Annotated in this window: 14 protein-coding genes and 1 tRNA gene; 8 read left to right on the top strand and 7 right to left on the bottom strand. The window is 54.6% G+C overall.

The genetic code is table 11. The annotated features are described in order from the left end of the window. The first annotated feature begins 238 nt into the window (after positions 1 to 238). The gene (gene mgtE, locus Enr10x_RS23055) at positions 239 to 1,630 is read left to right on the top strand and encodes a magnesium transporter (protein ID WP_145451511.1); all 1,392 of its coding nucleotides are present in this window, start codon (positions 239 to 241) and stop codon (positions 1,628 to 1,630) included. A gap of 28 nt (positions 1,631 to 1,658) precedes the next feature. Here the strand turns inward: mgtE and Enr10x_RS23060 are convergent, their stop codons facing one another. Beyond that, a complete protein-coding gene (locus tag Enr10x_RS23060) occupies positions 1,659 to 3,002 on the bottom strand; it encodes a DUF1552 domain-containing protein (RefSeq protein WP_145451512.1) in 1,344 nt (447 codons plus the stop codon). Positions 3,003 to 3,031: 29 nt separating this feature from the next. Next, positions 3,032 to 5,569 carry a DUF1592 domain-containing protein gene (locus Enr10x_RS23065; protein ID WP_197997339.1) on the bottom strand — a complete coding sequence of 846 codons (2,538 nt, stop codon included), beginning with the start codon at positions 5,567 to 5,569 and terminating at the stop codon, positions 3,032 to 3,034. Positions 5,570 to 6,088: 519 nt separating this feature from the next. On the opposite strand from Enr10x_RS23065, the gene Enr10x_RS23070 reads away from it, so the two are divergent. After that, a complete protein-coding gene (locus tag Enr10x_RS23070; protein WP_145451514.1) occupies positions 6,089 to 8,620 on the top strand; it encodes a tetratricopeptide repeat protein in 2,532 nt (843 codons plus the stop codon). A gap of 53 nt (positions 8,621 to 8,673) precedes the next feature. On the opposite strand, the gene Enr10x_RS23075 is transcribed toward Enr10x_RS23070, so the two are convergent. Next, positions 8,674 to 8,746 (bottom strand) — tRNA-Thr (locus tag Enr10x_RS23075). Positions 8,747 to 9,121: 375 nt separating this feature from the next. Here Enr10x_RS23075 and Enr10x_RS23080 point away from each other — a divergent pair. The 5 genes from Enr10x_RS23080 to Enr10x_RS23100 all read left to right on the top strand — a co-directional run bounded on the left by Enr10x_RS23080 (position 9,122) and on the right by Enr10x_RS23100 (position 14,594). Beyond that, positions 9,122 to 10,798 (top strand): CocE/NonD family hydrolase, encoded by a 1,677-nt coding sequence (locus tag Enr10x_RS23080; protein ID WP_232093104.1) that lies wholly within the window; start codon positions 9,122 to 9,124, stop codon positions 10,796 to 10,798. Between the two features lie 77 nt (positions 10,799 to 10,875). Next, a complete protein-coding gene (locus Enr10x_RS23085) occupies positions 10,876 to 11,676 on the top strand; it encodes an NIPSNAP family protein (RefSeq protein WP_145451515.1) in 801 nt (266 codons plus the stop codon). A gap of 398 nt (positions 11,677 to 12,074) precedes the next feature. Continuing rightward, a complete protein-coding gene (locus Enr10x_RS23090; protein WP_145113390.1) occupies positions 12,075 to 12,605 on the top strand; it encodes an RNA polymerase sigma factor in 531 nt (176 codons plus the stop codon). Beyond that, positions 12,592 to 13,266, top strand: a complete 675-nt coding sequence (locus tag Enr10x_RS23095) for a hypothetical protein (protein ID WP_145113392.1) — start codon at positions 12,592 to 12,594, stop codon at positions 13,264 to 13,266. Before Enr10x_RS23090 ends, Enr10x_RS23095 begins: the two co-directional genes overlap by 14 nt. Before the next feature lie 326 nt (positions 13,267 to 13,592). Continuing rightward, complete coding sequence (locus Enr10x_RS23100) at positions 13,593 to 14,594, top strand: PDZ domain-containing protein (protein WP_197996200.1); 1,002 nt, start codon at positions 13,593 to 13,595, stop codon at positions 14,592 to 14,594. A 94-nt stretch (positions 14,595 to 14,688) separates the two neighbouring features. On the opposite strand, the gene Enr10x_RS23105 is transcribed toward Enr10x_RS23100, so the two are convergent. Next, positions 14,689 to 15,231 (bottom strand): inorganic diphosphatase, encoded by a 543-nt coding sequence (locus Enr10x_RS23105; protein ID WP_145113396.1) that lies wholly within the window; start codon positions 15,229 to 15,231, stop codon positions 14,689 to 14,691. A gap of 62 nt (positions 15,232 to 15,293) precedes the next feature. Beyond that, entirely contained in the window at positions 15,294 to 15,806 is a 513-nt protein-coding gene (locus Enr10x_RS23110) for an FKBP-type peptidyl-prolyl cis-trans isomerase (RefSeq protein ID WP_232093105.1), read from the bottom strand. Between the two features lie 280 nt (positions 15,807 to 16,086). Between Enr10x_RS23110 and Enr10x_RS23115 the strand changes: the two genes are divergently transcribed. Then, on the top strand, positions 16,087 to 16,509 hold the full coding sequence (locus Enr10x_RS23115) for a GNAT family N-acetyltransferase (RefSeq protein ID WP_145113398.1): 423 nt from the start codon (positions 16,087 to 16,089) through the stop codon (positions 16,507 to 16,509). An 18-nt stretch (positions 16,510 to 16,527) separates the two neighbouring features. Here the strand turns inward: Enr10x_RS23115 and Enr10x_RS23120 are convergent, their stop codons facing one another. Then, positions 16,528 to 17,145, bottom strand: coding sequence for a peptidylprolyl isomerase (locus Enr10x_RS23120; protein WP_232093106.1), 618 nt, complete (start codon positions 17,143 to 17,145; stop codon positions 16,528 to 16,530). Between the two features lie 288 nt (positions 17,146 to 17,433). Further along, complete coding sequence (locus tag Enr10x_RS23125; protein ID WP_145451516.1) at positions 17,434 to 22,470, bottom strand: hypothetical protein; 5,037 nt, start codon at positions 22,468 to 22,470, stop codon at positions 17,434 to 17,436. Positions 22,471 to 22,514 lie beyond the last annotated feature (44 nt).

The raw sequence follows: 22,514 nt of genomic DNA on the forward strand, positions 1-22,514 counted from the left end.
GCGCTCACGATTCGTCATCGTCGCCTGTCCAGAACCACCCATCGGCGGCAGCCCTATCCTGTTTAGATTCACGTTTTTGCCTGAATTGAGACGTAAACGTAAGTCGAATGGGCTTCTTTTTTTACGCGGTTTGACTATAAAATCACTAACCGCAGGGCGCTCCTGCTTTCGAAGATTGATTCAACAAACAATAAGAACCAGCCTGAAGCCGCCCCGTCGGGGACAGGAAGGGAGATAGATGAACGACTCACAGCCACTCAGCGACTCGACCCAACTCGAACTGCCGGATGTCTGGGATCAATTGGAACAGATTGTCAGCGCCGGAGAATCCGAGGCAGCGATCAACTTTCTGAATGCCCTGCCCCCCGGAGAAGAAGCCCGCATCCTGGCACAGCTCTCTCTGGAAGAACAGCAGGCGTTTCTGAATCTGCTGGATGGAGAACACGCCGCCTGGCTGATGGAAGCGCTCCCCGAACTGCAGGCAGCCCAGCTGCTCTCCTCGCTGACGCCCGAACAGGCGGCTCAAATCGTCGACGAAATGAACAGCGACGAACAGGCAGACCTGCTCGATCAGTTGCCCGAGGAACAGTCCGAGAAAATTCTGGAAGTCATGGATCCGGAAGAAGCGGAAAATGTCCGCTTCCTCTCGAAATACACCAGGCTGTGCGCCGGCGGTCTGATGATCACCGAACTGCTCTCCTTTGAAGAGACACAGACCGTCGATGATGTGGTCTCCGATCTGCGCCAGAATGCGGAACGCTACGCTGAATACAACGTGCAGTACATTTATGTCATCAACGGGGATCTGCAACTGGTGGGCGTCCTGCGACTCCGGGACCTGCTGATGGCGCCACCCGGAAAGCGGCTCTCCAGCCTGATGATCCCCAGCCCGCTCAGCGTGCTCGATTCGACAAGCCTGCAGGAACTCCTGCATTTCTTTGATTCGCATCCGCTGTTTGGACTGCCAGTCGTCGATGAATCTCAGGTCCTGGTGGGCGTGGTCCGACGGGAAGATGTAGAAGAGGCCAGCGAAGAACAGGCCGGTAAAACCTTTCTGCGGTTCGCGGGGATCATGGGCGGGGAAGAACTCCGCAGCCTGCCGCTCAAAATCCGCAGTGCCCGCCGCCTCTCATGGTTGAGCATTAACATTGTGCTGAATATTGTCGCCGCCAGTGTGATTGCCATGTATGAAAAAACGCTCTCCAGCGTCATCGCCCTGGCGGTCTTCCTGCCGATTGTCTCTGACATGAGTGGCTGCACCGGGAACCAGGCGATCGCCGTCAGTACGCGGGAGCTGGTGCTGGGCGTGATTCGTCCACGCGACTGGTTCTATGTGTTTAAAAAAGAGTTTGCACTGGGAATGGTCAACGGCATTGCCCTCGGATTTCTGCTGGGGATCGTGGCATTCATCTGGAAAGGAAATGCCTATCTCGGTCTGGTGATCGGCGGCGCACTGGCTCTAAATACCCTGATGGCGGTCTGCCTGGGTGCCCTGATCCCGCTGATTCTCAAAGGATTCAAACTCGATCCCGCCCTGGCCTCCGGTCCGATCCTGACCACCATTACCGACATGTGCGGCTTCTTCCTGGTGCTCTCCTTCGCCCACGCCTTTCTGCCACTGTTGATCTGATTCGGAATGAACCGGCGTCGTTTCCCGATCAGGAAAGCCCGGTCAGTGTGGATGTCGAATCCTGAAAACGGTCGGTTTCCACGCCCATGGCTTGAATCATCGAAAGCAGCAGATTGCTCAACGGGGGATGCCGTTCGACATCAAAGGCCAGGTGCTGGCCCTGCTTGAGCCCCAGCCCCTGTCCGCCTGCGATGAGCGTCGGCAAATTGCGGGGAGAGTGCTCGCCCCCTTTTCCTGAATTCATGCCGGAACCGTACATAACAATCGTCTGATCCAGCATGTTGCTCTCCCCTTCGCGCGTCGACTTGAGCATCGACAGGAACCGGTCTAGCCGCGAAAGGTGGAAGCGATCGATCACGCCCAGCTTGCGCAACATTTCAGGATCGCCTCCGTGATGTGAAAGCTCATGATGATTTTCTCCCCCACCGCCATAGCCGCCCGCTTCCCGGGACCATTCAAACGTGATCACCCGCGTGGCATCAGTGGCAAACGCGAGATAGGAAATTTCCAGCATGACATCGATCCACATCGGTCGATCATGGGCGTTCCCCGGTTGACTGGTCAGCTGCAGTCCCTCCGTCTCCACTTTGGGTTTGGGGATATCGATCCAGGACTCGAGCCGTGATACCCGCTGTTCCGTTTCGCGCACAGAATTCAGATATTCATCCAGTTTCTGCTGGTCCCGTTTCCCCAGCTTGCGATTTAACACATTCGCTTCCTGCAGCACGCTGTCCAGAATCGACTTGCGTTCGGCATACCGTTTCAGCGTCGCCTGCTTTCCCGCCTGCGTATCGGGGACGAACAACCGTTCGAAGAGTCGCTGGGGTGAGTTCTCAGCCGGCATCGGCGTACCACTGCGATCAAAGGAAAGTGTATGGCTGTGCCCGGCACTTCCGGTTCCCGAAGCATCTGCAATCTGCAGCGATGGGAAACGCGTCTGCTTGCCGTGATGTTCGGCAACGATCTGGTCAACCGAGATCGTATTCGTGTAATCGCTGCCCGGTACAGCTGACAGATCGGCACCGGTGAGCCAGGTATCTGCGCCGGAATGCCCCCCTTTGGCAGACGGGTGACCGATGCCCGTCACCACGGTAAAGTCCTGCTGGTGTGCTTTGAGTGCCGCAAGCGTCTGCGACAACTGGTACTTCTTGCCTGCTGTGGAAGGCACCCATTCCAGAATATTCACGCCGTTCGGAACGTAACAGCAGATCATCCGCGGGTGCTGTCCGGCAGAACGGTTCCACGCCTGAAAAGTGGAAGGGCGTGCCCAGGCGGAGGGAATCATGGCCTCCAGCAGCGGCAGCCCCAGACAGACCCCAAAGCCTTTCAGCAGATGGCGGCGTGACATGGGTTGCGAGGGAAATGCAGTCATCAGAGGTTCTCCCGGGTTTTCTGTCAGAATTATTTCGATTGAAAGTTTTCAGAAAGTACTACATCTTTAATCAGCGCTCGGAGCGTCTGATCCTGTTCGCGCATTTCAGCAGCCGCCCGATTCACAGCCGGCTGATCGGCGATCCCCAGTTCGCGTCCCAATGCATAGGTCAGCATCTTCCCGCTCAGACATTTGAAAAACAGATCCTGCTGTCGGGCCAGCGCATCACATAATCCGTCAGCCCCGACAAAGCGGGTCCCGTCCGGCAGACTGGCGGAAGCATCGATCTTGGGATCATTCGGTCCAATCCGTCCCTTGTATCCAAAGCCTTCCTGCTCGCGCCATTCGCCTGCGGCATTGAAGTTTTCCAACGCGAATCCCAGCGGATCAATCTTATTATGACAGCGTGCACATTGCGGCAGCTTGCGATGAATTTCCAGACGCTGGCGAACGGTCGCCTTATCGATGCCGGGCACCTTGGGAGCGATATCTCCTACATTCGCTACCGGCAGCCCCGGATCGGTGCCCAGCAGATTCTTCATTACCCAGGTCCCCCGTTTGACGGGTGACGTTCGCGTTCCATTTGAAGTGATGGTGAGGACCGCAGCCTGTGTGACCACTCCGCCGCGATGCACGCCCTTGGGGACCTGCACCTTGCGGAAGTGATCCCCTTTCACACCGGGTATATTATAGAATCGGGCCAGTCGCTCGTTGATCACTACAAAATCCGATTTGACCAGATTCAACGCGCTCAGGTCATCGTGCAGAATTTTCGCAAAAAACTCCTGCGATTCTTTGACCATCGAGGTCTCCAGATGCCGATCGTAACGGGGATACAAGTCCGCTGCCGGCGGGTTAGCCCCCACTTCCCGCAAGCCGAGCCACTGACCGGCAAAATTTTCAGTCAATGCCTGCGATTTGGGATCTGCCAGCATCCGGTCCACCTGGCTGAGCAACACCGCGCGTTCCTTCAGTTTCCCGCTGGCCGCCAATTGGAATAATTCCTCGTCCGGCATGGATGACCAGAGAAAATACGACAGCCGCGAGGCGAGTTGATAATCATTCAACCGGCGTGTACCAGCGCGTTCCTCAGTCGAGCCTGATTCGGGAGCCTCCGCCAGGTACAGAAAATGAGGCGAGACCAGAATCGCCGTCAAAGGCATTTTGAGCGCTGCGATGAAGGAAGCAGACTGCGGTCGGACGGCAGTAAACAGCTGCAGCTTCTGATTCACTTCCGCTTCCGAGACAGGTCGTCGATAGGCACGACGCATAATGCGTTCGATGATCTCTTTCGCTGCGGCCCGTTCATCGGCAGGCTGATTCGCCTGTTTCCCCATAATCAACTGATGACTGCGGGGCGGCCAGGTTTCATAGTACGGGCCTTCGATTTCGAGCCAGTCCACGTACAACACGGGCCGGGCAAACTGATCACCCGACTGCATCCAGAAATTTTCCAGGGCGCGGGGAACGTCATACGCGTATTCAATCGTGACTCCCGCTTTCTCCGTCGAAAAATGCCCCTCGAACTCATAGACCTGCGGAGCGGACAGGGGAGCATCGATGTCGAGTTCAGCCAGCACTCGCGGTTGACCGCCCAGGTGTTGTGTGAACTTCAGGCGGGGAGGACCATAGTCGTACATCGGATCGGTCTGAAAGTGTTTCACATCCTGCTCAAACTTTCTTTTGGTCCAGGGAGCCCCTTTGGGATTCTTGCGGTTCTGTTGCTCCATGCGGTACTGCAGCGCTTTGCGGGCTGAAGCAACAACTTCAGCACGGCTGGGCACCTTACCGGCGGCGCGAATGCGAATCCGATACGGCCCCGCGTAAGGCAGGCGAAAGTCGCGGGCATTCAGCTTTTTGTCCCAGTTGCTGTGATGGATCACTTTAAAGCCCTGTTCCACGGGGTTCTTGCCCCCGTTGACAATGATCCGCTGACCATCGTAGTTCACCCGGTTGCGATCCGAATCGCCCGAGTCCGGTTCAATCCGCCATTTCAAAACGGGTGGCTTTGCTGTTTCGACCAGTGCCTGGTCCAGAATCTGACGGGCGGCCTGTAGATACAACTCCATGTGCAGTGGAGAAATGGTCAACGCGCCGCCGTTATTATCAAAGCCCCCCGCGGGTGGATCCTGGGGAAAGCCGGAGACATCGAACTCCAGTCCGATTAAATCGCGAATGGTGTTCTGATACTCGTCCCGGTTCAGTCTGCGGAGCACAATTTTTGAATCACGCCGCGCCAGTTCCGCGTTGACAATCTGACCGGTAATCCAGTCGACAACCTCTGCCACTTCCTCCGTCCGCGGCTTCCGTTCCCCCTCGGGAGGCATCTGATGGCCGTTCAGAACGTTCACGATCTCTTCCCAGCGGGCTTTGCTCGCCGGATCGCCAAAGTCGTTTTTCAGACTGGCGTCAAGGCGAAATTCGTTATCGTCGACTCCCTGCCGATGACACTTCAGACAGTACTGACGAAAAAACGGGACCACCGTTTTCTGGTAACCGCTGTCATTCCGTACCGATTTTGCTTCCTGCGCAGGCAGAAACGGTGCCAATAAGAAAAAAGCTGCCAAAACAGTCCAGCTACAGAGAATCCTGCGTATCAACCGAAACATGCGCGACTTCCAGCATCAGAAAGGAAATTGAAATTCACCAGTATTCAGCGCAACAACGAAGAGTTTCGCTGCTGCTGACAGGGATTCGTCATTTTAAAACGGTTTGCGACAAATTGAAAAGTTTTTCTATGAGTAGTTGCGAAATACCGTCCACGAATGACCATTTTCCTGTGTCACTTAACCCGACCTGAAACTGAATCCCACAAAGTCCTTTCAGATAACAACTTGCAGCCAGAAATAGATATTTCAGCACTCCTGCAGACTGCGGTATCCGGCAAGAAAGTCTGCTTGATAATCCCTAAAATCGTTCTCACCAATCGCACGAATTCGGGAATCGATCTGATTACCACAGATTCACTTCGCCAGCGCCTGTCCTGCGCGTTTATCATCAATACCTTAATCTGACAGCTGCTGTCGCTGTTTTACGCTGTTGAAAAACAGTGGTTACCTGTCCCGATCTTTTAAACCCGCTGTCCCATGACCGACGAGTTGCCAACGAAGAACCGGCTGTCCCGCTTTGCGCTGATTGTCATCCTGTTCTGCTTTGCCGGCCTGGCAGCCGCGCGTCTGAACGAGCTCTATTTCTTTACTCCCGACAGTGCCGACTATGTGCTGATGGCGCGGGGACTTGTCGATCATCTGGCCTACGAGCATATTGATACCCCGGGAACGCCCCCGTTTACCCTGCGACCTCCCGGGATGTCCCTGTTGCTGATCCCGGCTGCGTTGATCGCCCCCTACCAGGCAATCCTGGCCAAGGTGACAGTGATCCTGTTCGCACTCCTGCTGCTGGTGCTGCTCTATGCCTGTCTCTGCAAACTGGATGACGCTGCGCTCGCGTCATCTGCAGAGAAGAGTCAACCAGCCCGGTGGCCGGCTTTGTGTATCGTACTGCTGCTGGCGACCAATCCTTATTTCCTGCTCTTCTCCACACTCGTCATGAGCGAAGTCCCCTTCATGGCGTTGAGCCTGGGGATTCTGTACTTGCTCGCCAGCGAAACCGAACAAAACAAAAAACGGAATCTGGTGCTGCTGACCTGCCTGTTCCTGTTTCTCCCCCTGCTGCGTACCATCGGCATTGCGTTGACCCTGGCTCTGGGCATCTGGGCCATTACCAGCCGCCAGCGCTGGCGCTACCTGATTCCGGTCGCCGGTTCTCTGGTCACCATGGGACTCTGGATCCTGCGGAACAGTTCGTTGCAATCCGACCTTTACAGTTCGCTGGTCCTGGGAAATATGAAGTCCGCCGGCCTGGCAGGCACACTGCTCTCGATGGTCAATCGTTGTCTGACGCACTTTCAAAGTCTGTGTGAGACGCTGATTCCCAACATGCCGGGCGCTGTTCCCGCCTATGAACGCTTTCTATTAGAGGGACTCAACTTTCTCCCCGGACCGCCGCTCGTCTATTCCCTGGTGAGTCTGCTGGTGCTGGCAATCTCCCTTTACGGCATGCTGCAGTGCCCGGAACGGGGGGGCATGGTCTGCCTGCTCTACATTGTCTTTACGTTTGGTATCCTCTCCGTCTGGCCCTGGATGCAGCCCCGCTTCGTCCTGCCGTTGCTCCCTGTCATCCTTGCTTTTCTGCCGGTAGGACTCCGCTCGCTGATGCAGCGTCTCGTCGGCACGAGTGTCGTCCCACGAAGAGTCTTCGTGAGTCTCGCGCTGATTCCGGCGCTCGTCATGCTGTGCATTCAGACGCAAACCGATGCCCGCCTGGTTTCGACGAATCTGCAACTGATCCGCAATGGAGAAACGTTTTATCAGACGCAATATCCCTCGAACCACTTCAGCAATTTTGTCGCCGCCGGCAACTGGATCCGAGAACAGACGCCCCCCGACGCCCGACTGCTCACCCGGCGCAATGACGTCGCGACTTCCGCGCATCGCTTTCAGCGGCTGGTCTACTTTGAGAAAACCCCACCGGCGCAGCTGCACGAACTCATCCAGGCCTTTGGCCCGCAGTACCTGGTCAGTTTCGATAAGAATACGATCGATGCGTTTCCCTGGCACCTGCTGAACGACGATCTGATCTACCGGCTGACCCCCGTTTACGATAAAGAGGGTGTCACCATCCTCCAGGTCGAACCCAACTACGAAGGCACGATTCGCGATCAATACTGGCAGGAAAACGCAGGACTGACACTGGCCCGCACGATCCTGGAGAAGTTTCCGCACCGACTGTCCGCTCAAGTCGCCTACCTCCGACAGTTACTGGAAGCGGAAGAATACGAGCAGGCGATCTCTTTTGTAAAGCAACTGGGCACAGTACAGGACGTCCACCTCACGAATTTCCTCGGCTGGGCCTATGCGGGCAATCGTCAATTCCAACTGGCGCTGAATGAATTTGTCAAAGCGAGTCGCATGCCCGGACAGGTCGCCATCCGCGGCAGCATTCAACGCGGCATCCAACTCTGCCAGCAACAACTGGCCCGCAAAGACGATGATCAGAGTCCACCCGCTGAGACTCCCCAGCGCAACCTGCAGATCGCCCAGGCCTTCTGGAAGCTGACCTATTATCGGAAAGCCCAGCGCTACGCACAGAAAGTCGTCGCAGCAGAAAAGGCAACCCCGGATCTGCGCGACCAGGCCCACCTCATCCAGGCTCGCTTTGCTCTGATCAAGGGACAGACAGAACAGGCGGCGGAAGAACTAAAACAGATCCAGAACAAGCAGACCCCGGACGTGCAACGTGTGACCGAGCGGCTGGAGTTAGAGAAATCTCTGACGGCACTCCACCCCAATCAACGGGAATCCATTTTGAAACTGGCCGCACTCTACCAATCAGAGGGTATCCCGGGCAAGGCCCTCTCACTGCTGACCCGGGCTCACAAGCAGATTCCCAACGATCAACAGATCCTGCAGCGCCTGGCGGAATTACAACTGTTCTATCACCTCCTCCCAGAGGCAGAAGCCAGCTATCAGCGTCTGCAACAATTGAGCCCCGACGATCCCGACGTGGAAGCGGCTCTGAAAAAGATCGCCGACCTGAAACAGGTCCCACAGTTTTGAACCGATGAGCGCGCAGATCTCAAGCCAGAAGGAGCGGGAGGCAGCAAAAGAAGAGCCGCCGAGGAGAGTCGAACTCCTGACCTACGCATTACGAATGCGTCGCTCTGCCAACTGAGCTACGGCGGCGTTGTTCCCGGTCCTTAAGCTTATGGATTCATCAGGCGGCGTTCAGGTTCGCCTGGCGGGAATCGAATGGGCAACCAGATGAGAAAAATTCTCACTGCTGCTCTGCGGTAGCATACCCCCTTTTACAGGCTTGTGAAAGGATTCTGCCCCGATTTCAGCGCTGAAAAATGGATTTCTCACCTCCATCTGACTGCTGAAACAGGGGGACGCATTCCCGCTGCTCTGACGAAAACAGCGGGTGTGACACTTCTGACTGTTGTGCCGGTTCGCGAGAGTCTTCAGATCTACCGCCGTTTATGCTTGCTCAATCGACGGTGGTTGACCACAATCGAAATAGAAATTACCTGCCCTGAAATTCCAACCGGAGATAGCTTTATGCGAAAACTGGCCCCTGCCTGCCTGTGGATGGTTTTGTGTCTCGTTCTCTGTCCTGCCCTGTCCGCGCAGGAAGCCCCGCCCATCAAATTTGAAAAAGGGGTCACCGAAAAACACGTGATGATCCCGATGCGGGACGGCGTGAAACTCTCCGCCTACCTCTATTTTCCTAAAGGGAAAGGCCCCTGGCCGGTACTGATGGAGCAGCGGTACGCCAGCCTGCGAGGCAAGGGTTCGCGGCTCTCCTTCGCTGAAATGGCCGGGCACGATTATGTCGTCTGTGTGGTGAACTTTCGGGGCTCCCAGATCTCCGAGGGAACCTGGGTCGGCTATCGCGATCTGCAGTGGGGAGAGAAACGGGACGGTTACGATGTCGTCGAATGGCTGGCGAAACAGCCCTGGTCGACCGGCAAGATCGGGACCTTTGGCAGTTCCCAGGGAGGATATGCTCAGAACTATCTGGCGGTCACACAGCCGCCGCATCTGGTCTGTCAGTTCATGATCGATACGGGGTTGAGCCTCTATCATGAAGGGTATTTCATCGGCGGTGCCGCGAAACCGGAACGCTTCAAGGGGATGGATGCCGTCTGCCGCGTGGCGGCTCACAACCGGGCCCTGATGGAGGAATGGTTCTCACACCCCGATTACGATGAATACTGGAAAGACGAAGACTGCACGCTGCACTTCGACAAGATGAACGTCCCCTGCTTCACGGTTGGAAGCTGGTACGACTTCATGTGCGTCGGCTCAATTCAGAGTTACATCGGGCGCCAGCACAAAGGGGGGCCGAATTCCCGCGGTCACCAGAAACTGTATATCGGTCCCTGGCTGCATGGACGTACCAACAAGGGCAACAAAGTTGCCGAGATGCTCTATCCTGAGAATGCGAACTTCGATGTCATTGCCGAGATGATCCGCTGGTTCGATCACTATCTGAAAGGCAAGCAGAACGGCATCGAAGCCGATCCGAATGTTCGTTATTACGTGATGGGTGCTGTCGGGGAACCGGGTGCGCCGGGCAATGTCTGGCGCTCGGCGAACGACTGGCCGATTCCGGTTAAGGAAACGCCCTACTATCTGCAGGCGGGAGGCAAGCTGTCGACCACGAAGCCGTCTACCTCAGGTTCATTCACCCAGTTGATTGCAGATCCGCTGCACCCGGCGAAAATTGAAGGTCGCGGCTTCCCAGGTGCCCGGGATGCACGCGTGGTGGAAGAACAGGAAAACGTGCTGACCTTCACCACCGATACGCTGACCGAAGCCGTCGAATGGACGGGGAATGTCAAAGCCGAACTGCTGGTGTCTTCTTCAGCCAAAGACACCGACTTCATCGTCCGCGTAAGTGATGTCTACCCCGACGGTCGTTCGATTCTGATCATCGATATGATCAGACGGGCCCGCTATCGGGATGGCTTTGAGCAGCAGGTATTCATGGAACCGGGCAAGGTCTACAAGGTCGGTTTTAACATTGGCTGGCTGAGCCAGATCTTCAACAAGGGACATAAAATCCGGGTAACGGTCGCTTCTACGGGAGCCCCCTTCTACGAACCCAACCCGAATACGGGTGAACCGATCACAATTGAATTCCCCGATAAAGTCGTCGTGGCGAAAAACAAAATTCACCACAGCAGCGGGCAGGCGTCGCGCATTCTGGCTCCTGTGAATCCCGGAAAATAAACGAATACTCAAGAACATCAATTACGTGTTAAAAACCAGGTCTGAATCAAAAATCAGCTCTACATAGAAGTGAGGTCATGATGCAGCAGAAACAGAACAACCGACGCGAGTTCCTGGCAGGTACCATGGGTGCCGCTGTAGCTTTGGGAATGGGGCAGACCGCTCCTGCAGCGGAAGAGAAGCCGAAACAGCAGTACTATGAACTGCGTACGTACCGGATTGCCACTGAAAAGAATCAGCAGGTCGTCAGTGACTTTCTGAAGAATGCCCTGCTGCCCGCCCTGGGACGTGCCGGCATTCACCAGGTGGGCGTCTTTAAAGAAATCGATTCCAAGGACGATCATTCACTGTACGTACTGATCCCGTTTCAATCCCTCGACCAGCTGGCCAGTCTGAATGACAAACTGGAAGCGGATACCGCTTACCACAAAGCCGCGGCTGACTATTTCGCACTGCCGAAAGAAGAGGCGCCCTACAGTCGGATCGAAAGCCACCTGATGAAAGCTTTCAAGGGGATGCCCGTCCTGGAAGTTCCCAAAGGCAAAGGACCGCATCTGTTCGAACTGCGCACCTATGAGAGCCACAATGCCAATCTGGCCCGCCTGAAGGTGGACATGTTCAACTCTGGTGAGATCGACATCATGCGGGATGTCCTGCTGTCTCCGGTCTTCTACGGCGAGATGCTGATCGGCGCCGGTGTTCCCAACCTGACCTACATGCTCGCCGGACCGAATAAGGAAGAACACGACGAACACTGGAAGGGCTTCATCAATCATCCGGAATGGGACAAGATGAAGAAAATGGACAAATACAAAGGCACTGTATCCAAGATCACAAAATGGTATCTGGAGCCGCTGCCCTACTCTGAAATTCAGTGACCGCTGCCCTGTCTGGTGTGTTCGGCTGACTATCAGATCCCAACTGACAGCGAACGGGGAAACCGGCCTGATTTTCGACTTCAGGCAAAATTCCCCTGCCCTGTCTGGGGTCGAAGCTGGCAAACGAACAATTCACGTAAGTCTTTTTAATTTAATGTGATAAGACAAGAATTCAGAACAGGCGATCTTGTCAACCTGGTGAAACCCGGGGGGCTGGGTTCGCCATTTTCAAATGGAAACCGGAAATATCCTGAAACGAGGTTAGATTCTGGTTAAGTTACCGTCTATTCTAGTGCATGTGAGTTAGTCGAGTGTGGTTAAGCTGGCGAGAGATGCCAGGTCATTAACGCTCTCCAATAGACTTAGATAATCCCTCTTCTAAACGTATTGGAATTTGCATGCCTGATAAGCAGGCCAAGAACTGGTCGGCAGAGATAGAGGCGGTCTATTTGCGTGAAGGTCGAGAGCTTTGGGCTTTATTGTATGCCCAATGTTCCGATTCGGATCGCGCATATGACGCGCTGCAGGAAGCGTTCGTACGTTTACAAAATCAAGAAGTAAAGTCAATTCGAAATATCCGGGCCTGGGTTTTGACTGTTGCTCAAAACTGGTTGCGTGACTATGCACGACGGCAGAATCATGCAGCTAAGCCCGCTGATTTTTTAGATAATATTGTGGGAAAACCTGCTGATCCCTCTGAGGATCTGCAGAAAAATGAGACTAACAGCCGAATCCGGCAAGCACTTCAACAACTTCGAGCCGAGGACCGCGAGGTACTCGTACTTCGTTATGCACTAGGATGGTCGTCAAAACGAATGTCGATTGCACTGAATACGTCAACTTCAGCCATCGACATGAGGCTTTCTCGCGCCAGAAAGCGTCTTTGTGAAGAGTTGGAAAAAGTGGGGATTGATCATGAAACCGTATGACACTTCAGGAATGCTCGAGAACGAAGATGAGCTGGAGAGTGTACTGCGCGCATATTTCCAACAGGAAATGCCTCCTGAACTACAGGAATTGACTGAGCTCTCCGACGAAGAATTTGAAGCACATTACCGGCAACTGCGTGCTGAGGGAAACGCAACCCCTGAGCATCCGGAGCCTGTTTCACGACGAGGTTATCAGCGGGGACTGCTGGTCTCTGCCCTGTCAGTCTGCCTCATCGCCGGCCTGGCCTGGGTCTTCTATCCGAAGACGCCCGAGCAACCGGTGCTGACCAGTCAGCCCCCGGCCTCAGAAGCCGAACTGACAACGCAGCCTGCCGAAGCAAACCCCGTCATGAAAGACGTCCTGGACACCGATCCGGATACGCTGGTTGTCCTGGATCAGGGTGAGGCTCCCCTGGAGATGACCCCTGAAGTTGATGATAACATTCAGGAATCGATTGATATCACACTCTACAATACGGAACTGGGACCGGTCGAACAGAGAACCGAACTCTCCTGGACCAACATTACCGTGGAAAACCCGGAGACGGGTTCCCATGTCAAGATGTCAATGCCTGAACTCACCATTGATTTTGTACCTGTCAATAAATCCAGCCTGTCTCTGATTGGCGATGAAACTGACAGTCACGAACAGCAGCAATAGCTGTTGAAATCAGTGATCTGATAAAGCGGAATAAGTAGGAATTTTATACGGGCCACAAAAGAGATGTTCTTGACCGGAATCTCGGTATTTTTCCGGAGCGGGAGTTGTCTTTTTTGAAACACATCCAAGGCACTACAATGAAACAGTATCAATGGTTCTTATTGAGCGGGCTGCTTACGTCTCTGATAGCCATTCAGACATCTGTTGCTGACGAGACACCTCTTCAGGCACCCAAACCAGGTGCGTCTGCCCCCCGAGAGAACAACACGGCTTCTCCCCCCAGACCGACGACGCCAGGCACCCCAAAGCCAAATGGAAAATTTCGGGTGACGACCCAGTCTACCGGCGAGACCGAAATGCGGAACTTCGTGGGTGTCGTCACGGAACCGATTCCCGCCTATTTGGAAGCACAACTGCACGACATGCTGCAATCAGGACAGGGCATCGGGGTCAAAATGGTGGTGCCCGATTCCCCGGCTCAGAAGGCAGGCCTCAAACCATTTGATGTGCTGACCAGCTACAATGGCAAAGCGATTACTTCCTCCGACACACTCCGTAAATTTGTTCTGGACTCAGACAAAGGGGAAACGATCGAGCTGGAAATCATCCGGGCTTCCCGAATTCAAAAAGTCCAAATCACCCTGACGCAAAAACTGTTTCGCTATTACAAATTCCAGGTGACCCCACTCGGACAGAAAGCGAAACTCGTTCAGAATGATCAGAAGAAGAAACAACCTGAGAAATCAGGCAAGGACGCCCCGATCGCCGCCCGCTCAACGGAATCGGATCCGCTTGGGAGAAAAGAGCCCCTCAATTTCAACTCGCCCACGGCGGAAGCGACCCATAATCTGTGTCTGCTCTTTGTGGGTAACTTCAAAGGTGAATACTCGGTTGAAGTCAACTACCAGGATGAGACAGAAAATCTGCAATCTTACCATTTCACAGGCAGTCCCCGTGAAATTACTCAACAGATCGTCGACCTGCCTGAAAACGTGCAGCTGATCATTAATGAACGACTGAAAGAGCTGAAGCTGGCCCTGCAGGGCAAAGCCAGTTTTCGCCTGCAAATCAAGCCGCATATGCAGGGGAAAGACCGTTTTACCCGCGTACTGCTCAGCCGGGCGACGAAAGAGAAATCCGTGCGGATGGTCGAGCTGGATCATCCCCTGGGAAATCGGCCCAATCTGAATGTGAACCAGATCCTGGGCAACCAGGTCTTCACGAATGAACTGGAACAGTTGACCCCCGCCATTCAGGAACAGATTCGCACGATGCTGCACCGCATCCGCATCCCCACGATCCGGGTCCACGCGGACAGCCCGATTTAATCTGCTCTGAATACGTAAGCACAGACAATTCAGGCAGCTGGTTACCAATCGGAACCAGCTGCCTGTTTTGGTTTCACGTCAGAAGCATTCGATCTTATAGAAAACCGCGGCGGCGCTGGCTGCTGTAACGCTGCAGTGAATCTTCGATGATCGGAAACGCTGCTGCGGCTGCCTGAAATTCTTCGACTTCCACCGTCTTCCCTTCCAGCATTTTATAATCCTGGAAGAAACGCCGCAGCATGGCCAGACGATGCGGCGGCAGTTCGGAGGCATCGGTGTAGGGGTTGTATTCAGGATCATTCACGGCCACCGCCAGAATTTTATGGTCGGGCTTGCCGCTGTCGATCATGGTCATCACCCCGATCGCCCGGGCGTCCAGAATTGTCAGGGGGTCTACCGGTTCCTGACAGAGTACCAGAACATCCAGAGGGTCATCGTCTTCAGCCAGAGTCTGGGGAATAAACCCATAGTTGGCGGGATAATGCACTGCTGAGTAGAGCATCCGGTCCAGCCTGAGCAGGCCCGTGACTTTGTCTAACTCATATTTCACTTTGGAAAAGGTGGGAATTTCGATAACGGCTGTGAAATCGCGAGGCAGATTCTGTCCCGGTGTCACATCGTGCCAACAGTGGGTCACTGTTATTCTCCTGAATTATCGCTGAATAGTTTCAAGAATCAGCTGAGTGTGCGCTGCATCAGCTAATTCACTTTAAAGAGTTCCACTCGAAAATGGAGGGTCGCATTTCCGGGGATGACAGGTGGAGAACCAGCGGCACCATAGCCGAGCTCTGGCGGAATGATCAGTTCGACCTCTCCCCCTTCACCAATCAACTGCAGGCCTTCAGTCCAGCCGGCAATGACATTGCCCAGAGGAAATGAAATGGTCTGGCCCCGTTTGTAGGAACTGTCAAATTCGGTTCCATCTTCCAGTGTCCCGCGATAGTGAACGGTCACCGTATCCTGAGGACCTGGTTTAGTATCATTGCCTTCGCGTACGATGCGGTACTTCAGGCCGGACGGAGTCGAGGAATAGCCGGGGTTTGCTTCGTCTGTCACGGTTACTTCCATTTCTGTTTGCTGGTTGTCTGCAGGTCTGACTTTCGCCGTGGCTGCCGGGGGATCAACCTGTTCTCCCTGGCGAACATAATTACTGCAACCGGCGAATGTCAGGCTGATCAGACTGCATCCAATTAAAATTCGAGATCTTTGCATAGGTTCATTACCTTCGTATCAGGCAAATAATATTACTGCGGCCCTATTCACAGAATTGCCTCTGAGCGATAACATAACGGATAGGACAATCGGTTGCACCACCAAGCAGTCCTACTTTAGTGACTTCAGAAAAGATTATGAGATTTCGCCTTCTCCCGGTTGTTCAGTGCGTCCAGTAGAATCTGCAGGCGCAGGGGAGGAACGGTCTCAAAATCGCCCCTGCAGCTCAGGCAGTCGCCTCCTCTGGAAAGACGCTTTTTCAACACGAAAACCAGCCAAGATGATTGACCAGATTCAGATACGTCCTGCTAAACATGAGGATATCAGCCCTCTGGCAGATTTTATTGTCCCTTTCGTAGAGCAGGGAAAAATTCTGCCCCGGACCTCGGAAGAGCTGGATGAACTGGTGGAAACCGGATTTATCGCCATTGAAGCAGATGCGGAAATCGTAGGCTTCGCGTCGCTGGAGATCTACTCCCGGAAACTGGCGGAAATTCGCAGCCTGGTTGTTGCCGAGCATCGGCAGGGAATCGGGGTGGGCAAAAAACTGGTTTCCGCCTGTGTTGAGCGGGCGCGTCAGCGGAATATTCTGGAGGTGATGGCCGTAACCTCGTCTGACGTCTTTTTCCAGAGTTGCGGATTTGACTTCACCCTGCCCGGCGAGAAAAAGGCGTTATTCATCCAGCCCCATCTGACGGAATAAGGTTTCCGCTCCGCCCGATTATTTTTTGACGACAGTCGCTTTCTTAATATAATCCAGGCGGGGAAATTCGCGTTTCAGATAGTCATTGCCTTCGAGCTGCAGACGCCCCTGTGACGGGCCGTTCCCCACCGGTGCGCCTTCTCCATAGCCGTTGTACAACGCATCCACCACCCGCATCCCTTCCGGGGAAATATAGCCAAACGGTGCAAAACCCAGCGCATCGAGCCGCCTGTTGTCTTTGAAATTGATATAGAACTGTGTTGTTCTGGAATCAGGTGCTCCGGTTTTGGCAAACGTCACGTAGCCCCGCAGATTGGATTTCGCCACGGGATCATCCTTGAAGGTCTTGTCGCGCCATTTGGCCTGCGTCTCCGGATCGCCGTTGATCCCTACTTGCGCCATGAAGCCGTCAATCACCCGGAAAAAAGCACACTGATCGTAAAACCCGGAATTAACCAGTTCGTAAAAACGATCGGCACCATGCGGACTCCATTTTCGATTCACATCGATATAGAAAGTCCCTTTGGTGGTTTCCATTTTGACCCGAAAAGTTGCCGGTGCTTCTGCAAGACAGCTGGAAGCCCCCAGTAAGATCGTTGCCGTGATCGCCCAGACCGCTGTCAGTAATGCCTTCATCGCCTCATTCCTCATAATTACAGTGACTCATTCGCAGAACCAGTGATGTTCAACATCAGGTCAGTCTAATCCATTTACCGCTGGCATCACAAGAGAGTTTCTGCAGACTGCAGTCAGGCACCGTCGATCAGAAAGCGGTGGCCATTAATAGAAAAAAGCCGCCGCGAATCAGGGGGGGAGAATTCGCGACGGCCAGAGCCCGGGGCTGCTGACGATCAGCCCCTCTGCAGATCCCGCGATCTGCAATTTCCGGGAATCGCCCGATGACTCAGGCGATTCCATTTTCATTTAGTATCCGAGGAGTGCTTCCTCTTCTTCTTCCTGGATGATAATCCGGGGGGTGACCATCATCATCAGGCTTTCGGTTTCACGACCGACCCCGGTGTTCTTGAACAGACGGCTGACATACGGCAGCTTGTTCAGAATCGGGACACCAGCCATGCTGCGTCCTTCGCGGAGTCGTTTGACACCACCCAGGAGCACAGTACCACCATCGGGCACACTCACGGTCGTAGTCACGGTCACCTGTTCCACCACAGGCTGCTGGATGGTTGTGGTTCCCAGACCACCGCCACCATTCTGGCCCTGCTGGCCCTGCTGGCCCTGCTGGCCAGTCTGACCAAAGCCACCACCACCCGTGTTACCGCCGCCACCGCCGATACCACCGATACCACCCAGGCCGGCACCCACTCCGTTACCGAAGTTACCACCACCCTGCTGACCGAGCTGACCACCACCCTGCTGACCCAACTGACCACCTTGCTGGCCCTGTTGACCGCCGCCGGCTCCCCCCTGGAAGGAGAAGGTGAAGACGTCGGTCACGTTGGTGAAGTTCGGGTTGACGGAGAGTCGTACATAACGGCGGTCTGCAGAGATCACAGCTGAGACTGTCAGCGAGACCCCTTCAGGGATATTCGCGATGACCGGTGTGAAGCCAACTGAGAAGTTACCCACGGTGGGCACCAGGCTGATCACGAAGGGCCGCGATACGTTACTGGTCACAAAGGCGACCTGACCGTTGAACAATGTTACTTTCGGAGCAAACATCAGGTTCGATCGTTCATCTGCCTGAGCGGCGTTGATGAAGAAGAAGGCTTCAATGTCACTCAGAATTGCCAGACCTACGTTCACACCAGCGTTCGCGTTGAAGCTGCCGAACTCAGGTACACCGATTTCGAATGATCCCTGACGGAACTGCACATCCAGGTCGGGTGTGAAGGAGTCAGGTGCACTCATACCAATCACCGTCCCCTTCTTGGGGAAGTTATTGGTGTTAATCAGAGTTCGTGTCGGCGGATTACTGAAAGGTGCAACCCCTTGACCACCCGTCTGACCACTCGACGTATTCTGGCCCTGCTGGCCCTGCTGGCCCTGGTTATTGTTGTTATTGTTACCCCCACCACCGTTCTGGTTGGTGCTGTTCAACAGGTTGACCTGGCCGAAGGCAGGCAGGGGATTCCCGCTGTTGTCCACGGTCGGGCCACCCAGGGTATCAGCCACGTTGAAGTCGAAGTCGACACCAATTCGCTCGAAGAAGCGGTCGGAGACGGTCACAAAGCGGACTTCAATGGTGACCTGCAGGTCCTGCAGACGTCGCAGCTGTTCCAGCAGGTTGGCGATTTCATCATGTACCTTCTGAGTCTGACGAATCACCAGGCTCAAGGTAGTTTCAAAAGGTCGTACGCTGCCTGCCCCGCCGATTTCTTCCCAGGAATCGGGTTCGACGGTAGAGACAATCAGTTCGGTCAGTGAATCGAAGTCGATATTCGATCCACCGCCGGCCACCTTGGCAGTCGGAGCATTCCCGGCCCACGGATTGGCTCCGGGGACTCCACCAGCCAGCGGATCAGCGACCTGGAAGTTACCAGGTGTTGACTGATTTCCGCCAATTCCGGAATTATAGCTGACCGCACCCATCTGACTGTATGGGTTGCTGGCCATGCTGCCGTTCGCAGCGAAGTTCGGAATCGGAACCACCAGGTCAGCCACAGGGTAGGTCTCTGTTCTCAGAGTTCCCTGCTGACGGATGCGGCTGGTGATTTTCAACACTTCGTTGTCGATCGTGTAAGACAGGTTCAGCGGTTCCAGCAGAAGGTTCAAGGCACTCCGCAGCTTGATGCCGTTCACGTTAATCGTGACCGGTGCGTCGGTAGTCACCCCTTCCTCTTCCAGTCCCAGGCTGTCCAGGAAGATGTTGATCCCGGTCAGTCCCTGAATTTTATTCATCACGTTCGACAGCGGCTCGGCTTCAAATGAGAGGTTGACCGGACGATCCAGGCTCTCTTCAATCTGAATTTCGCGTTCCGTTTTCTGATTGTGGTTTTTAGCGTGATACTTTTCACGCCGCTTGGTCAGCTCAGCCCACTCTTTAGCGTCACGACCAAACTTGATATCCGGTGTGTAGGCATCAGCCAGTGCTTCTTCCACGTCGTTCAGCTGATCCCAGGTATTCTGTTCCTTACGATCACGCATGGCATTGTTGGAAGCATCCCGTCTGAGGAATTTCGCTTTCAATTCCATGGTAACGGTGACCGGGTTCTGCGGATCCAGATCTTTGGCCTGTTTAGCGACCACTTCTGCTTCCGCATAGCGTCGCTGATCTACCAGTTCGTTGAACTTTTCGACCAGGTCAGCCAGCTCCTGTTCCACACGGATCTTGTTTTTGATACGTCGGTTGATGTAATCTTCAACCTCTTCGTTCTGCTTTTTCAGCTCTTCCAGCGGAGCAACCTGCTTGCGGAAAGAGTCGATCGAAGTCCGGGTTCGCTGCAGAGATCCGATCAGAGCCTGAGTTGATTTCTTATTCAGGCTGGAGTTTTCGACCTTGGACATGGCCTGGTCGATGACTCCCAGAGCTTCCGTCGGTGCAGATTCCCGCAGGCGTTCGGCTTTGAAGATCGCATTCAGGACTTCCGACCGCAGCCGGCTGAATTCGATCGCCTGTTTCTGTTCGACCAGATCGATCGTGCTGGGCTGCTCAGAGGCGGCACCAGGTGTATCGGTTGCGGTCTGATTTTTGACCAGGCGGATCCGATCTGCCCGGGAAGGTGCCAGTTCGCGAACCGCATCCTGCAACTGCTGTGCACGATGGGTATCAAGTTTTTCACCAGACTGGTATGCGGCCAGGAATGCCTGGTAAGCGGCACCACGGTCGCCCTCAGCCAGTCGCTGCATACCGAGGTTATACAGTTCCAGAGCAGAGGCACCAGGATGGATCACAGCGATTTCGCTGGCTTCGTTCTTTTTCTGAGAGGCAACCTGTGCGGTCTGTGAACCCATGTTGGATTCCAGGTCACGCAGGATGGCCTGAGGACTGTCCTCACCTGGTTTAAACTCGGAGCCCACTTTCAGAGCTTCCTGAGCATTGACCCGGGCTGATTCGAAGCGACCCGCTTTCAGGTCGGTCCGGGCCTGAGCCACCAGTTTCTGAGAGAACTGTTTTTTACGTTCTGTTTCTGCTGCATACATTTCTTCCTGTGACAATCCACCAGGCTGACCAGCCATCTTGCGGATGTCTGCCAGGAGCTGTTCCGGACGATCTTCGAACAGGCTGTAGGCAGTATCTACTTCCTGGGCTGCTTCGGCCTTCTGGCGAGCTTCCTGAACCCGACCCTTAGAGAGGTCTTCGCGGGCGGAGGCTAACAGACGGCGAGCATACTCAGCATTGGATTTCGCATCATTGCTGGTATTACCCGGATTGAGACGGGTATCAGAAGCGGTTCCCACGCGACGAATGAAGTCTTCGGGAGATTCCGCATCGGGAGTGAATTTCAGATCCAGTGTCTGAGCCAGCTTATGGGCAGAGGAAGCCAGCATCAACGCTTCATCTTTATTTCCCTGCTGCAGTGCCAGCTTAGCCTGTTCCATCAACCGGTTTACCCGGGGACGGACAGCGTCCTGGTTCTGCTGCAGCCCTTTCATACCGGAGATGGTAGCCGCCTCGTCAGAGATCCGATCGATGGCTGCCAGCACCAGTTCTGGCCGGTCGTCAAACAGGTCGTAAGAAACTTTCATCTGCTGTACCTGAGCCACTTTCTGGCGGGCACTTTCAAAGTCACGCTTCTTGATATCCAGGCGAGCCAGTCTGAGCAGATCAGTCGCCTGTGCCTTCGAACCGCCTGCAGCAGTATTGCCGGAAGCCATCTGAGGACGGCTGCCTGTATTTGCTGCCAGTGATCCAACAGACTGGGCACGTTTGATCTCATCCAGAACGAGTTCCGGACGATCGTCAAACAGTCGATAGGCAACATCCAGCTGGCTGGCCTGCTGGGCCAGTTCGCGGGCGGAGTCCAGATTACCTGACTTGAGTTCTGTCCGGGCCTGTTTCAGCAGGCGGGCTGCCTGATCTTTGCTGGAGGAAGCAGGACCAGACTGAGCGACAGGCATTGAAGGCTTTGACTGACCGGCGAAGATTTTCGCACCGGTTTTGCGTTCAATTTCTGCCAGAATATGCTGAGGGCGATCTTCAAAGAGTTGATAAGCGACATCATAATCTTGTGCCTGCAGGGCAAGTGTGCGGGCATCATCATAGTTTCCGGATTTCAGAGACTGGCGTGCCTGTTTCAGCAGGACCACAGCCTGTTCCTTCTCCGTCAGCTTGCGAGTCTGGGTTCCGTCAAACGGATTGCCGCTGGAATTACCGAAGGGATTTCCTTCAGCAGACTCTTCGACAGCCGCCACCTGCATCACACCGGAGTTGTTCTGAGTGAACCCGCCGGCCTGCTGAATGGGCGATGATTTCTGTTGTCGTTGTTCTGCGCGAGCAATTTCAGCAAGGATCTGCTCGGGGCGTTGATCGAACGGACCGTACTCCAGTCGCAGCGATGCAGCCTGGCCGGCTTTACGGCGGGCCTTGGCAAACTCGTTCAACTTGATGTCTTCACGAGCGGACTGCAGTAACTGACGGGCCAGCTGCTTTTTCTCTTCCAGGGACTTTCCTTCGGCATTCGTGTAGCCGGCGGAAAACCCGGAATCGGCAGCAGGCGACTGGGCCCGGACTACCTGTCTCTGTCGAGGAGCGGCAGCTCGCGAACGGGCCCTTCCCAGGTACTCGTTCATTTTGCGAAACTCTGCCTGAGACAACCGCCCGGGAGAGACAGAAGCTTTTTCAAGAGCTTCTACCGCTTCAGCGAATTGTCCCCGCTCATAGTATTGAGTCCCCAGACTCAGGTAGTAACGAGCTGAGCGCTGTTGACGCCCAGAGATCGACTGACCGTTACTCTCGACATCAGCAGCGACCTTCCTGGTCGTGTTGCCAAGATTGGCCAGCCACATCGACGCTGCAATCAACGTCGTACAGGCCAGTACTCCAAATGCCTTGCCCAATGTAGGTCCCTCCTTCAAGCCAGAACACCAACTTTGATTATGAT

The organism is Gimesia panareensis (assembly GCF_007748155.1).
Taxonomy (GTDB): Bacteria; Planctomycetota; Planctomycetia; order Planctomycetales; family Planctomycetaceae; genus Gimesia; species Gimesia panareensis.